Origin of the sequence: Sedimentibacter sp., assembly GCF_032080165.1 — a bacterium.
In the GTDB taxonomy this organism is placed as follows: domain Bacteria; phylum Bacillota; class Clostridia; order Tissierellales; family Sedimentibacteraceae; genus Sedimentibacter.
The window spans coordinates 70,710-85,233 of the sequence record NZ_DAMASY010000006.1; the positions used below are offsets into that span (position 1 = coordinate 70,710).

Below are 14,524 nucleotides of genomic sequence, written 5' to 3' on the forward strand. Positions count from 1 at the left end.
TTTCGTAAGCTATTCAATTGAATTAACATTATCACCAATAGCCTCAACATTGAACACAACAGGTCGTATACCATCTGTACAGCACACTATAGTTTGTCCATCCTTGTTGTTCCATGGCTTAAAAGTAGAACCGGAGGACATTGCACTAATACTGCCATATATGTCAATCCATGCCCAAGGGCAAAACCCTTCCGGCATTTTCGCACTGCCTTCAAAGATAAATTCATTTCCTACATCCAGTAATGGACATGGTCCCACTTCTTTTCCATCTGTCAAGTACTCATCCGCAAGATCCGGATAGAATTTCTTGCATAGCACAGTAATTCTCACTTTTTTCATATACTTTTCCTCAAATCGAACAAAAAATTTGCAAATTCTCCTTAACATATCCGTATGTTAAAATGGAATTTATCTTATATTTTTCTTACCCGGACAATAATCACATCCGGTTTTTCTTTTATCCCATAGCTTTCCTCATAAAATCCGTCTATCACAAAGCCACTTTGAAAGCAAAGATCAAATATTTCTTGTAACGAGCGGTGATAATAGCACTGCTCTTTGGGTTGACCATTAATTGCTATGCCGTAATAACTATGTGCAGTTGAATATTTCTCTGTTAATGTCATAAAGCAAGGGTGTTGTGTTGCAAATACAAAGATGCCGTCCTCAGAAAGCAGCTCATTAACACATCGAAATAATTTTGTGATATCGGCAATATCCATAATTGCCATATTAGAAACTGCTTTCGTATATGGTCTGGTTCTTCTCAGCGATAATAATGCCTGCTCATCTGTTGCGTCAATAACGCAAAACTCTATTTTCTTACTGTATTTTGACTGCCTTTTTTGAGCAAGAGCAATCATCTTTTCGCTGTAATCAAAGGCAACTATGTCTGCCCCTTGTTCCGCAATATAGGCAGAGTAATTTCCATTTCCACAAGCAACATCCAATATAAAATCGTCTTCTTTTATATTCAAAAGCTCACTTACCTTGGGTCTGACAACCTCCCTATGGAATTGATTCGACTGTTCTCCCATACAGTCGTCCCAAAATTCGGCATTGGCTTCCCATGCTTCTAAGCTCTCGTCAACAGAATACCTTTTCATATTTTCATCCCCCTAAGTTAAATTCTAATTTATCAATTTCGTAGAATGCTCATAACATTATTCGGAAGAATGTTACAAACTTCAAATGCGCTTCACACATAGCGCCAACTTCTATATACAGTTGGACGCTATTGTCAGCAGTATCCAGTGGAACATTTGTAAAATAATTATCACTTAAAATTGGGAATTTATAGCTAATGTTATTCTTTATAATCAAATTTATTTTTAATAAAATAAATATATTTCATCATATTTTCATCTTCTTGTTTATTGTAGGTGTAATTAAAAAAGCTTGACACTTCTAATGCTAATAATCTAAAAAGCTCACAAGCGGTAAGAACAGATTCCCATATATTGTGGTAATCACTGTTAGAATAAGTTAATGTATACATTTCATAGAGGTTTATAGGTAAATATCTTTTATAATACTTACCCATTTTGCCTGCTGAAACGTTAAAATCGTTTTTTATTCCGATATACCACTCTACCATTTGATTTAACATATCACGCACATAACGGGAAAACATGTCCATGACATATGGCAGTTCGTCACGTGCAGTTCCTTTGGCAACATTGTTAAGACACCACCAAAATTCATTGCAAGTATTATGATATATTTCAGGAGTCGGTCTTTTTATAAAGAAAAATGATGGATTTGCTTCAATATCAGGTAAAAAACCTTTTTTATCAAGTAGAATTATAGCAGGTTCGCCACTGTAAATGTATGGGTATTTTTCGATTGTTAAATCAATTCGGTTTCCGTCGTGAAATAGCATAAGATAAGTAAAATGTCCGTCATTTGCCGGTGGTAAAAGCGGGTGTGTACTAAGCTCAGGTAATTGCATTACAGATGGTTTGCCAAAGTTTTCTTCTATCCACTCTAAATTATTGAAAAACGGCTCAACACTATCCACATAATATGTAATATCGTAATCCTGATATATATCCGTATGACAATCAGGATTTGCGCGGGAGCCAACCAAAACTACAGCTTTTATACGCTCATCAGAATTTGCAACACTAATGATTAAATCAAACATTTCTCTTTCTGTTCTCATTTTATATCTCCGTAAATATTTATTGAACCCTTTTATAATGTTTCCAAAAATCAATAGTTTCTTCTAAATCTGTGTCATCCTCAAATAATTCTAATTCTTTTGCAACTTCAATTGCAAAATCAACATAACCATTGGCTCTTGAAGTAATAACTTTGCTATCATTTATTACATCCTCATCTGTAGAATGCGTAGATTTTATATCTTGCAATATCCCGGCTTCATCCAACAAATCAACCCCTGCGCATATCCCGGCAATTAGAACATTCTTCTTTTTCAGTTCTTGTAATACGCTTTTAACTTCTTTGTTGTTGATAATTGATACATCTCCGCCAGGTATGATAAAACTTCTCACTTCACTTAAGTTTACTTTATTTAATGATGTATCAACATTAACAGAATATCCTTCTGTAGTACGTATTGCTTTTCCATCCAATGAGCATAATATAACTTCACATTTTGTAAAACTCATAAAATAATTCAGAATAACAATTTCATAAAAACAACTTGTATCGTATACCAAAAAAATATCTTTCATCTATTATCTCTCCTCAGATTATTTGAATCTGCCCTTTAGTTTTAACTATAATATCAAATTGGAGTTTACTTTTTAACTGATTTTTTGCGGAGTTTAAGTATAAGACCCTGCTGAACCGCAATATCTTGAAAAAGTGAAACTATTTTTTCTGCCTTCTTTTTTGTTGTAAGGTTATTGAATAAAGTATTTTCAGCAACATGTTTCATCACATTTTCTATATCCTTCAATGGTAAAAGATTTATAGCAACACAATAGAATGTTTTTCTGCGCCCATCATTATAATCTGACAGCAACATTTTCAGAATTTTGACCTTTTTGCGTTGTTCCTCACAGTAGGATTCTATTCCCATTTCCTGTGCCTTTATAGTATCTTTTAGCTGTCGTTGATGTGTAATAAACGAATCATATTCCTCTATATCTTTATATCTCCAGCAGGGATATTCAGGACAAAGAAAGCAGAATTCAACTTTACCATGTTGCAAGCTGCATTTTGCTATTGCACAAGATTGGTTGCCGACACCACCGCCACAGCCAGGGCAATATCCATCTAAGTACATAGAACATAACCCGCAGTTAAGACCGCAAAGAGAAAAAGACAAGTTTGTTCTGTTAAAATCTTTCATTTTTAAGTACCTCTCAAATTTCCTGTTTATCTCATAAAAACCGACTATAATATTAAATTTTCTCATTCCATAAGGAGTATCAAAAATCAGTTTAACAACTTCACAAGTATTATTATTACTATTATACTATGGAAGAAGTTGGATTGATAGAAATTTTTCATTAAAATGAATTTAACGATTAAAAAATGTTCACTATTATTGCTTTTGTGCTGTCTATAAGATACAATCATATAGAAATTCAAATTGTGAAAATAAAAATTCGAGGTGAATGATATGGATAAATTCAAAAAAGAAGAATTAACTGATGCGCTGCAAATCGTATCATCTACTATCAGTAAATGTGAAAAAATGCAGCTAAAATTTGAGGAGGGTACCTCTCAACACACACTCCTTAAGAACAGAATCAAAGCAATGTATATTTCAAAATCATTGCTGACAGATGAAAATGTTACGGATACTTATACAAAAGATGAATTAATAGAATCACTTAAACCAGTATCTTCTGTTATAAATAAATGTGAAAAGGCAAAATTAAAATTAGCTGGAGACACCTCTCATTATAAACGCCTTACAAGCATAATAAATGCAATGTTTATCTCAAAATCATTAATAACTGAAGAAATAAATAACAGAGACTAATATTAATTTATAGTTATATCTCTTGGATGAGGAGGAATATCTATTCTTTCCTCAATAATAGGTTCCCTCCTTATTTCTGAAATTGGAATCATTTCTATATAAAAATCGGTCGTTGTGTTAGAAAATAAACGTATGTTATATATAATATTAGCAAAATACCCAAAGGCCTCTACTCGTATATTGTAAGTAGAAAAGTTATATTCAGGTCCTTGAATTTGAGTTCCTAATTCATATAAAACAGGTAATTCTATTCTTAACGGATTTAATGTGGATATTAAATACATAATCGGAATATCTCTCTGCATACCATCAGTTACATATATTGTTACACCGAAATTAGATATTTCAGTTTCACCATTTTGAGTAAAAATATTTAATCTCAAAAACGCATATTCCTTGGAATTTTCCAATATACATACATATTGTTTTGGAAGTATGTTGTATGGAGAATATAAGTTATTACATTGCTTCATATAATAATCTAACAATTTTTGTTGATACATATCTTTCAATATATCCTTTCTTTGATTTTTTAAATTAAAAAGGTGTTACAGTAGTATTATATGCAATAAGGATATTTTGTTTATGATATAATTTTTTCTTTATGCTCATCAATAAAACGAGAGTACAAAATGTAATTTTATACTCTCATAGCTATTTTAAACCTCTATAACTTTTACTAAAACTCTTTTTTCTTATAGATTGACATTGATACTAAAATTGATAATACATATGTTATTATAGCTGCTATAGGCAGATATCTTAAAAACATTTCTATTGTTTCTTGCTCAGGTGCCGGAATTCCTAATTTAGGCAGCATTACTATAATGGCTACCGGTGTAAAAAATACTATCATCATGAGTATACGTCCTTTTTCAACACCGAATTTTAAAATTATCGGCAGGACAAAAGATATCATTATGATACCAACCGAGAAAGTTGTTAAATTAATCATAAGATTTTCATATAAAATAATTTCGGTAAATATAATGTTAGTTATCAATGCTAAAGTAAAAGCTGCAATTAGAAATATCAATCCTAAAACGTATTTACTCAGAACTATTGTGCCTCTCATCAGGGGCATCGTCAAAGCATATCTATCCCATTTATTTTTTTCGTCGTATGACAATGCAGTTATAGGAATCATAACAGCAAGCATAACTATCATTCCACCAAACATATCCTGATTTCCGCCTGCCATACCTACTATAAAGTAAAATAACAATATTAATAAATAAACCTTCGAAAGCTTCTTTAAATTTATTAAATCTTTAATAATAAGACCTATCATAAAACCTGCTCCTTTACATGAAATAACATTATATCTTCAATATTAGCTTTATCTATAACATAATTTCCCTTAACTTTGTTCTTAAATACTAATGTCTCAACACCGAATTTGTTTTTTCTTACCCCTTTGACCGCAGAGGTATCTATTTTTTCTAATTCCTCTTCTGAACATTTTAATATGCCGTATTTCTCTAATAATTCATCTTTAGGCTCTGAAAATACGATTTTACCCTTATGAATAAATGTTATATAATCACAGATTTTTTCTAAATCACTGATAATATGAGATGAAATAAATATAGAATTTGATTCATCCTGTATAAATTCTAAAAAAATATCTAAGATTTCTTCTCTTACTATTGGATCTAATCCACTTGTAGCTTCATCCATTATCAATATTTTAGAATCATGAGACAATGAAACAGCTATAGAAAACTTCATTTTCATTCCTCTTGAATAATCCTTTATGCTTTTATCTTCGGCAATTGAAAATTGCTTAAGTAATTTAAAAAATTTATCTTCATCCCATGTTTTATAAATTCTTTTCATGAATTTATTAATTTCTTTTGCATTTAAATTATCAGGAAAGCTTGATTCATCCATTACGACACCAATATTTTCTTTAATTGAATTAAAGTCAATTTTATTGTCCTGCCCTAACACAGTTATTTGACCTCTATCACGGTTTATTAAATCCATTATAAGCTTAATAGTTGTACTTTTTCCGGCTCCGTTTTCTCCTACAAAACCCATTATACAGCCCTGCGGCAGTTTAATATTAATATTGTCTAACTTGAAATCTTTATATTCTTTTGTTACATTAATTAACTGCAGTGCATATTCCATAATCATTCTCCTTCATAAATCAAAGTCATCATTTCAATCAATTCATCCAGCCTTAGACCGCAATTATTTGCCAAGCTAATAATTTCCTGCATATAATTTTCTATTTCTTTAAGCTGCTGTTCTCTGATTAAATCAATATTTTTACTCGCAACAAAACTTCCCTTTCCTGTAAAAGATACTATAAAGCCCTCTCTTTCAAGTTCTTCATATGCACGTTTTGTTGTGATTACACTGATTCTGAGTTCCTTCGCCAATATTCTCATGGATGGCAAAGCATCACCCTCATTCAATTCGCCTGATATGATAAGTGATTTTAGCTGAGAAACTATTTGTTCATAAATTGGTTGACCGCTTGAATTACTTATTATAATATTCATAAGCTAACTCCATTATTATTGTATATATCCATTATACACATTATACAGCCTTTGTCAACAATAAGCAGGGGAATGCATCAAATTTATTTGCTCGCTTTTGCTCGCATAAATTTGACATTCTGTGCATTTGACCTACCACCATTTGAACTGCGCTGTCGCTTGTACAAATGGGGTTAGGGCATAAAAAAATAGCAATTTTATTTGCTATCTTTCATGCTGTAATTTTATTGATTTTCTGTTTCTTTTAATGCTTCTTTTCTTGAAAGCTTGATTTTGCCTTGTTGGTCAATTTCAATTACTTTTACAAGGATTTCGTCTCCAACATTTAATACATCTTCTACTTTTGCAACTCTCTTGTCAGAAATCTGAGAAATGTGAAGAAGTCCGTCCTTGTTGTCTGTAAGTTCTACGAAAGCTCCGAATGCAGCTATTCTTACAACTTTTCCAAGTAATATTTCACCAACTTCTATTTCTTTAACAATATTTTCAATTATTTTCTTAGCTTTGTATGCATTTTCAACATTTTCAGCAGCAATTAATACTGATCCGTTATCATCAATATCAATTTTAACTCCTGTTTCTTCAATGATTTTGTTGATAACTTTTCCGCCGGCACCGATTACGTCTCTGATTTTATCAGGTTTAATAGTCATTGAAATAATTTTAGGTGCATACTTGCTTACTTCTTCTCTCGGTTTATCTATGCATTGAAGCATCTTGTCAAGTATGAACAATCTACCAACATGTGCTTTTTCTAAAGCGTTTGTTAAAATATTCTTGTCTATTCCATGAACCTTAATGTCCATTTGAATAGCCGTTATACCTTCTTTAGTTCCTGCAACCTTAAAGTCCATGTCACCAAGGAAGTCTTCCATACCTTGTATATCGGTTAAAACAACTACGTTGTCGCCTTCCTTCATTAAGCCCATTGCAACTCCTGCAACCGGCGCTTTAATAGGAACTCCTGCATCCATCAATGACAAGGTGCTTCCGCATACTGATGCCTGGGATGTTGAACCGTTAGAGCTTAATACTTCAGAAACCAATCTTATTGTATATGGGAATACTTCTACAGATGGTATAACCGGCTCTAATGCTCTTTCAGCCAATGCTCCGTGACCGATTTCTCTTCTTCCCGGACCTCTTGAAGGTCGAGTTTCTCCCACTGAATATGAAGGGAAATTGTAGTGGTGCATATATCTTTTTGAAGTTTCTTCGGATATTCCGTCTAAGGTCTGCTCATCACTTGATACACCAAGTGTGGCAACTGTAAGCACCTGTGTCTGGCCTCTTGTGAATATTGCTGAACCGTGAGTTCTTGGAAGCATTCCGACTTCACATGTTATTTTTCTTATTTCGTCAATTGTTCTGTTGTCAGGTCTGATACCTCTTAAAAGAATATTTTCTCTTACCTTTTCTTTTATTATGGAGTATAGAGCATCTTCTATATCCGATTCGTTCTCAGGGTATTTTTCTAAGAATATTTCTTTAGCTGCTGCCTTGAAGTTATCAATTTTTTCTTGTCTTGTAAGCTTATCTTCTTCGATGATTGCTTCATTGATTATAGGTGTTGCATATTGTCTGATTTCCTGTTCAATTGTTTCATCACATACAAATTTAACATAATCTGATTTTTCTTTACCGACTTGTGCTCTTATTTCTTCAATAAAATAACAAATCTTTTTTATTTCTTCATGAGCAAACAGAATTGCCTCGAGCATTTTTTCTTCGGTAATTTCATTTGCCCCTGCTTCAACCATCATTATTGCATCTTTTGTACCTGATACTGTTAAATTTAAATCTGTTAATTCTCTTTCCCTGCTGTTTGGATTAACTACAAACTCGTTATTTATAAGCCCTAAGTTTACGGCTCCCGTAGGTCCTTCAAAGGGTATATCGGATATGGATAATGCAATAGATGATCCAATCATTCCTGCTATTTCAGGAGAACAATCCTGATCTACAGATAATACCGTTACTGTTACTGACACGTCATTTCTGTATCCTTTCGGGAATAATGGTCTAAGTGGTCTGTCGATTAACCTTGATGTAAGTATTGCCTTTTCTCCCGGTTTTCCTTCTCTTTTTATAAATCCACCGGGTATTTTTCCTACAGAGTAAAGCTTCTCCTCAAAATCTACACTCAATGGGAAAAAATCTATTCCTTGCCTCGGCTCTTTAGATGCTGTTACATTTGCCATTATTACGGTATCGCCATACCTTACTATACAGTTACCGTTGGTAAGTTCTGCAATTTTGCCTGTTGTTACCGTAAGTTCTCTGCCGGCAAGCATGTATTTAAAAATACGTTCTTCCATTTTACCTCCTTTTAATTTAAGCAGATGGCCCAAATCTTTGATTTGGTGTCAGCCGCTTATGCTGTAAGTGAAAAAATAGAGCGGGACTCCCCGCTCCTTAATTATTATCTTCTTAATCCTAATCTTGCAACAATACTTCTGTATCTTTCGATGTCGTTATTTTTTAAGTAGTTAAGAAATCCTCTTCTTTGACCAACCATTTGTAACAGTCCTCTTCTTGAGTGATGGTCTTTTTTGTTGTCTTTTAAGTGTTCAGTTAGATTGTTGATTCTAAAAGTCAACATAGCTATTTGAACTTCGGGAGATCCTGTGTCCTTTTCGTTAATTCTGTATTGTTCGATAATTTGCGTTTTTTGTTCCTTTGTCATATTATTCCTCCATATTAATTATTATTTCACCATAATCCATGCAATACGTTGAGGATTCGTAAAACTTAGATTATGGAAATACAATAAATTCTACCATAATACTATATTTTTGTAAACATAAATTTAAAATATTTTTAATGGGCTCTGTCTAAGAAAACTATATCTTCATCTTGTTCTAAGTTATCAAAAATCAAAATTGAGTTATCTTTATTAGTATTGATGGTTAACAAAGCTTCCTTTCCGCCTGTCATAACCTTATATCTTCCGTCAGGAGGAATTATAATACTTGAATTATTATCTGCAAAAGCAATTTTTTTATTATAATCTATATTTAGTTCATTATTATAAATAGTATAATTGTTTATTAAAAGCTTGTTAACCTCTAAAATTTTTCCTTCATTTAATAAGTTTCTTACCAATGTAGAGCTTACAGCAATGCCATTATACTTAACGGGAAATATTTCTTCAACCTTATAATCATATGTGCCCATAAATTCCCTTAACGTGTTTACATTACCGCTTGCCTTGTGCCCGAAAGTAAAGTTATAGCCAACAACAATATTTTTTGCATTGTATTTGTCTATAAGAATTTCCTTTATAAACTGTTCAGGAGAATATTTTGATATGACTTCATCAAGTTCAATCTCTGCAACTTCAGTAACATTATATGATTTTAACAGCTCCAATTTAATGTTACTGCTGTTTATATATTTAATATTGTAAGTAGATTTTCTTAAATCCTTTCTTACAAATCTGAATGTTATAATTATGCTGTCTTGATTTTCTTCATTGCTTAGCCCAATCATTCGTCTAATCAGTGCATCATGTCCAATATGTATACCATCAAAATTACCGATGGCAATACAAGAGGGTCTTCTGTTATTCATTAGTTCCACCTATGTCTCTATATCAACATTTTTTCTACTTTTACCAAGCTGTTGTTTATCTTTTTACCGATTCCGATAAGCTCATCATTGCAATATATATAAAATTCCTCATCTTCTATTGTATAAGCTTCCGCATATACCTCATTGCCTGCTTTAAGCCGGTCATAATAATCTATATGAACATTTACTTTTTTTAACGGATAAACTTTATCAATAGGTATCAGGCATTCTTGTAACCTATTGTTGTCAAATAAGAATTTAAACTCACTTAAGGTTACGGAATTTTCAATATGTAAACCTTTTGTCTCGGTCCTTATTAAAACGCCCATATATCCTAATGTTCCTAATTTTTCGCCTATATCGTTACACAAGGTTCTCATGTATGTTCCCTTTGAGCAATTGACCTTCATAAGTACCTTGTTATTCTCGTATTTTATGAGGTTGATATCTTTTATATTGATTTCTTTCGGTTCCTTTTCCACCGATATATTTTGTCTCGCATATTCATACAGCTTTTTACCGTTTAATTTGACTGCTGAATACGCCGGTGGAATCTGCAGCTGTCTGCCCTTAAAATCCTCTAAAACATTTAATAATGTAAGTTCATTTATATTATTGAACTCTTTTTTTTCTATAATTTTTCCATAGCTGTCCTGAGTATCGGTTTTTTGTCCTAAAATCAATTCACAAATATACTCCTTGTCTTGATTCATGAGATATTCACTGATTTTAGTTCCTTTGCCGATACATACAACCATGACTCCGGAAACATTGGGATCTAATGTACCGGCATGCCCAACTTTTTTTGTATTCAATATTTTTCTTACCGAACTAACAACATCATGAGAGGTCATTCCGGTTGGTTTTAATATGTTCAATACACCATTCATCATTCTTGAAAATATTCCTTAAATGTTTCTATAAGTATTTTTTTAGTGTTCTCAATTGTTTCCTTTATTTCAAATCCTGCTGCCTTTGCGTGGCCGCCTCCGCCGTATTTTACCGAAATATTTGATACATCAATATTATTTTTCGACCTTAAGCTGATCTTTGTATCGTTTGAATCATATTCCTTTAAAACACAGGAAACTTCAACCTCTCCAATTTCTCTTAAAAATTCAACAACGCCGTCTATATCACCCATTTCCGCATTGTTTCTTTCAAGTATATCCTTTGTAATGCATGTGATCGCAAATTTATTGTTATAATAAAGCTCTAAGCTGCTTATACATTCTATATATGCTTTTACTATATTAGAAGGCTTAGAATTATAAATGATATTGTCAATTTGTGCTATATCAACCCCAAACTCTATCAGTTCTGCCGTTATTTTATGAGTTTCTCCGCTGGTGTTCGAATAGCTGAATTTACCTGTATCCGTCAATATTGCTATATATATATTGGTTGCTATTTGTTTTGTTAATCCTCTTCCGGAAGTTTTTAGTACATCATATAAAAGCTCCCCTGTAGAGCTGACTTCGGTATCAATTATATTTATGTCGGCAAATCCTTCATTTGTTTTATGATGGTCTATACAGACAGAAGTTTTTGCCTTATGAAAAACATCTTTAAACTTTCCCAATCTTTCTTTATCACTGCAATCCAATACAAACAACAAATCAAATTCTTCATTGTTGTATTCCTGTAACAGGACATCTTCGTTTATAAATTGTTTGTAATTATAAGGAATAATTCCATCAATACAAACAGTCAATTTTTTATCAAGAGGTTTTAAAAAATGGTACAGGGCCATTACAGACCCTATACAATCTCCGTCAGGTGCCTTGTGTCCTGCGATGCAGATATTTTTAGAATTATTTATTAAATTAAATATTTCCGTTACATCATTCATCATCAGATTCATCTTTCGGTTTCCTGCTTTCTTCATCTTCAATTACCTTGTTAATTAAACTTGACATATATATTCCCTTTTCTATGGAATCATCCTTTTCAAACAACAATTCAGGAGTTAAGCGCATTTTTATTCTTTTTCCAACTTCTCTTCTTATAAATCCCTTAGCACTTCTCAATGCCTCAAGAGTCGGTTCAATGTCGCCGTATACGGAAATATAAACTTTTGCATATTTTAAATCCTCCATAACATCAACATCCGTTACACTTAACAGTTCAGATAAACGAGGGTCTTTTACCTCGTTTCTAATAACTTCAGATATAACTCTTTTCATTTCTCCCGACAATCTGTTATTTCGTCTGTTTGACATGTTATACCCTCTTTCTAAATTTATCTTTTATTTATCTTTTTATTTCTTCCATTATATACGCTTCCATGGAGTCGCCTTCTTTTATGTCATTGTATTTTTCAATGCCGATGCCGCCTTCATATCCTGTATTTAATTCAGATACGTCATCCTTAAATCTCTTTAATGACGATATATCTCCTTCATGTATTACTATATCATTTCTTAATAATCTGATTTTTGATTTTCTTGTTATTTTGCCGCTTGTTACATAGACACCGGCTACTATACCTACATTAGGTACCTTAAATGTCTGTCTTACATCTGCTCTACCCTGAACTACTTCTTTATAAACAGGTGCAAGCATACCTTTAACTGCCTGCTGGATATCTTCGATAGCATTATAAATTATATTGTAGGTACGGATATCTACATTTTCTTTTTTAGCAAGATCCATTGCTGCAATAGAAGGTCTTACGTTAAAGCCTATAACTATTGCGTTGGAAGCAGATGCAAGCATAACGTCATTTTCATTGATTCCGCCTACGCCTCCGTGTATTGGATTAACCTTAACTTCATCCATACTTTGTTTTAACAATGATTGCTTAACAGCTTCTATAGAACCGCTTACGTCAGCTTTAATAATGATATTTAAATCCTTAACTTCACCTTTTTGAATTCTATCAAACAAATCATCCAATGATACCTTAGATGAAGCATTCATAGTTTCAAGGTGTCTTTTATTTTTGCGTTTTTCAGCAATATTTTTAGCATCCTTTTCATTATCCATGGCAACCAAAATATCACCGGCCTGCGGAGTTTCTGATAAGCCCAATATTTCTACAGGTACTGACGGTCCGGCTTGATTAATTCTTTTTCCCTTTGAATTAAACATCGCTCTGACCTTGCCGTGGGCACTTCCCACTAAAACAACGTCACCCTTGTTTAATGTTCCTTTTTCTATTAATACGGTTGCAACGGGACCTCTTCCTTTATCGAGCTTCGCTTCAATAATAGTACCCTTAGCGCTTCTGTTCGGATTTGCTTTAAATTCCTGTACTTCTGCTACTAAAAGTATCATTTCCAGCAAGTCTTCTATACCCATGTGCTTCTTTGCCGAAACAGGTACAAATATTGTATCTCCACCCCAGTCCTCAGAAATTATTCCTTGTTCTGATAATTCCTGTTTTACCCTGTCCATATTAGATGTTGGTTTATCTATTTTATTTACAGCAACGATTATAGGAACTCCTGCTGCCTTTGAATGGTTTATTGCTTCTATTGTCTGAGGCATAACCCCATCATCGGCTGCAACTACTATTATTGCTATATCCGTAACCTTGGCTCCTCTGGCTCTCATAGCAGTAAATGCCTCATGGCCCGGTGTATCAAGCAGGGTTATTTTCTTTCCGTTAATTTCAACTTGAGAAGCTCCAATATGCTGAGTTATACCGCCTGCTTCCTGAGCTGTAACAGCGGTATTTCTGATTGCATCCAATAAAGATGTTTTACCATGGTCAACATGACCCATAACCGTTACAATCGGTGGTCTTGGTATCATGTCAGCTTCATTGTCTACATCTTCCTTAGATAAAGAATCCTCTAAATTTTGAAGCTCATCTATTACTTCAATTTTTGATATCTTTGCATTGAATTCTTCACCGATTAACTCTGCAGTTTCAAAATCAATTTCCTGATTCATGTTTGCCATAATACCTAAAAGTATAAGCTTTGATATTACCGCACTTACAGGAACACCTAATTTGTCGGCAAAATCTCTTACCACAATCGGCTCTTCAATTTCTATGTTTTTAATTTTAATTTCTTTTTTTACCGGTTCTTGCTTTTGTTGTACCGGTGATTGGAATGGTTTTTTAGATTTATTTTGTTGGTTATTCTTTTTAGGGAATTTCTGATTAAAATCCTTAGCACTTTTAACTTCATCATTGTTTGTTTTTGGAGCAGGTTTTTGATGTACCGGTTTCTTAACAGGCGCAATCAAATTTTTATCTACCTTTTTAAATTTCGCATGATTTAAATCAATTTTTTCATCAACCAACGGTTCATCATCTATTATTTCAGTTTTTGCAGCCTTTGCGGGTTTTACTTTTTTATTATTGTTAATTATGTTTAAAGCTTTTTTTAATCTTATAACTTCTAAATCGGTTATAGAACTCATATGGTTCTTAATAGTAATTCCTAATTCTTGCTCGGCTAATACAACCAAATCTTTACTATTCATTTTTAATTCTTTTGCAAGTTCATATATTCTCATTAAG

The 14,524-nt window shown here is 32.8% G+C and carries 17 protein-coding genes; 1 reads left to right on the forward strand and 16 read right to left on the reverse strand.

The genetic code is table 11. The features are described from left to right. Positions 1-9 precede the first annotated feature (9 nt). From RT412_RS10130 to RT412_RS10150, 5 genes are all read right to left on the reverse strand, one after another. Complete coding sequence (locus RT412_RS10130) at positions 10-339, reverse strand: TIGR04076 family protein (protein ID WP_313343180.1); 330 nt, start codon at positions 337-339, stop codon at positions 10-12. 74 nt (positions 340-413) lie between these two features. Next, entirely contained in the window at positions 414-1,106 is a 693-nt protein-coding gene (locus RT412_RS10135; protein WP_313343183.1) for a class I SAM-dependent methyltransferase, read from the reverse strand. A gap of 200 nt (positions 1,107-1,306) precedes the next feature. Beyond that, positions 1,307-2,164, reverse strand: coding sequence for an aminoglycoside 6-adenylyltransferase (locus RT412_RS10140; protein ID WP_313343186.1), 858 nt, complete (start codon positions 2,162-2,164; stop codon positions 1,307-1,309). A 19-nt stretch (positions 2,165-2,183) separates the two neighbouring features. Then, entirely contained in the window at positions 2,184-2,699 is a 516-nt protein-coding gene (locus tag RT412_RS10145) for a DJ-1/PfpI family protein (protein ID WP_313343189.1), read from the reverse strand. Between the two features lie 65 nt (positions 2,700-2,764). Then, complete coding sequence (locus RT412_RS10150) at positions 2,765-3,322, reverse strand: DUF3795 domain-containing protein (protein ID WP_313343192.1); 558 nt, start codon at positions 3,320-3,322, stop codon at positions 2,765-2,767. Positions 3,323-3,595: 273 nt separating this feature from the next. Between RT412_RS10150 and RT412_RS10155 the strand changes: the two genes are divergently transcribed. Further along, positions 3,596-3,961, forward strand: coding sequence for a hypothetical protein (locus tag RT412_RS10155; protein ID WP_313343194.1), 366 nt, complete (start codon positions 3,596-3,598; stop codon positions 3,959-3,961). Between the two features lie 2 nt (positions 3,962-3,963). On the opposite strand, the gene RT412_RS10160 is transcribed toward RT412_RS10155, so the two are convergent. The 11 genes from RT412_RS10160 to infB form a co-directional block, all read right to left on the reverse strand. Then, complete coding sequence (locus RT412_RS10160) at positions 3,964-4,464, reverse strand: hypothetical protein (protein ID WP_313370313.1); 501 nt, start codon at positions 4,462-4,464, stop codon at positions 3,964-3,966. Positions 4,465-4,640: 176 nt separating this feature from the next. Beyond that, positions 4,641-5,252 (reverse strand): ABC-2 transporter permease, encoded by a 612-nt coding sequence (locus RT412_RS10165; RefSeq protein WP_313343199.1) that lies wholly within the window; start codon positions 5,250-5,252, stop codon positions 4,641-4,643. Further along, positions 5,249-6,097 carry an ABC transporter ATP-binding protein gene (locus tag RT412_RS10170; protein WP_313343201.1) on the reverse strand — a complete coding sequence of 283 codons (849 nt, stop codon included), beginning with the start codon at positions 6,095-6,097 and terminating at the stop codon, positions 5,249-5,251. Before RT412_RS10170 ends, RT412_RS10165 begins: the two co-directional genes overlap by 4 nt. 2 nt (positions 6,098-6,099) lie before the next feature. Further along, the gene (locus RT412_RS10175) at positions 6,100-6,474 is read right to left on the reverse strand and encodes a GntR family transcriptional regulator (protein WP_313343204.1); all 375 of its coding nucleotides are present in this window, start codon (positions 6,472-6,474) and stop codon (positions 6,100-6,102) included. A 224-nt stretch (positions 6,475-6,698) separates the two neighbouring features. Further along, positions 6,699-8,792: a polyribonucleotide nucleotidyltransferase gene (locus RT412_RS10180; protein WP_313343207.1), complete on the reverse strand. Its 2,094-nt coding sequence runs from the start codon at positions 8,790-8,792 to the stop codon at positions 6,699-6,701. Between the two features lie 104 nt (positions 8,793-8,896). After that, on the reverse strand, positions 8,897-9,160 hold the full coding sequence (gene rpsO / locus RT412_RS10185) for a 30S ribosomal protein S15 (RefSeq protein WP_179238067.1): 264 nt from the start codon (positions 9,158-9,160) through the stop codon (positions 8,897-8,899). 134 nt (positions 9,161-9,294) lie between these two features. Next, on the reverse strand, positions 9,295-10,047 hold the full coding sequence (locus RT412_RS10190) for an FAD synthetase family protein (RefSeq protein ID WP_313343210.1): 753 nt from the start codon (positions 10,045-10,047) through the stop codon (positions 9,295-9,297). Positions 10,048-10,064: 17 nt separating this feature from the next. After that, positions 10,065-10,940, reverse strand: a complete 876-nt coding sequence (gene truB / locus RT412_RS10195; protein ID WP_313343213.1) for a tRNA pseudouridine(55) synthase TruB — start codon at positions 10,938-10,940, stop codon at positions 10,065-10,067. Next, positions 10,937-11,935, reverse strand: a complete 999-nt coding sequence (locus RT412_RS10200; protein WP_313343216.1) for a bifunctional oligoribonuclease/PAP phosphatase NrnA — start codon at positions 11,933-11,935, stop codon at positions 10,937-10,939. Before RT412_RS10200 ends, truB begins: the two co-directional genes overlap by 4 nt. After that, a complete protein-coding gene (gene rbfA, locus RT412_RS10205; protein ID WP_313343219.1) occupies positions 11,892-12,269 on the reverse strand; it encodes a 30S ribosome-binding factor RbfA in 378 nt (125 codons plus the stop codon). Before rbfA ends, RT412_RS10200 begins: the two co-directional genes overlap by 44 nt. A 31-nt stretch (positions 12,270-12,300) precedes the next feature. Further along, the gene (gene infB, locus RT412_RS10210) at positions 12,301-14,520 is read right to left on the reverse strand and encodes a translation initiation factor IF-2 (RefSeq protein ID WP_313343222.1); all 2,220 of its coding nucleotides are present in this window, start codon (positions 14,518-14,520) and stop codon (positions 12,301-12,303) included. Positions 14,521-14,524 lie beyond the last annotated feature (4 nt).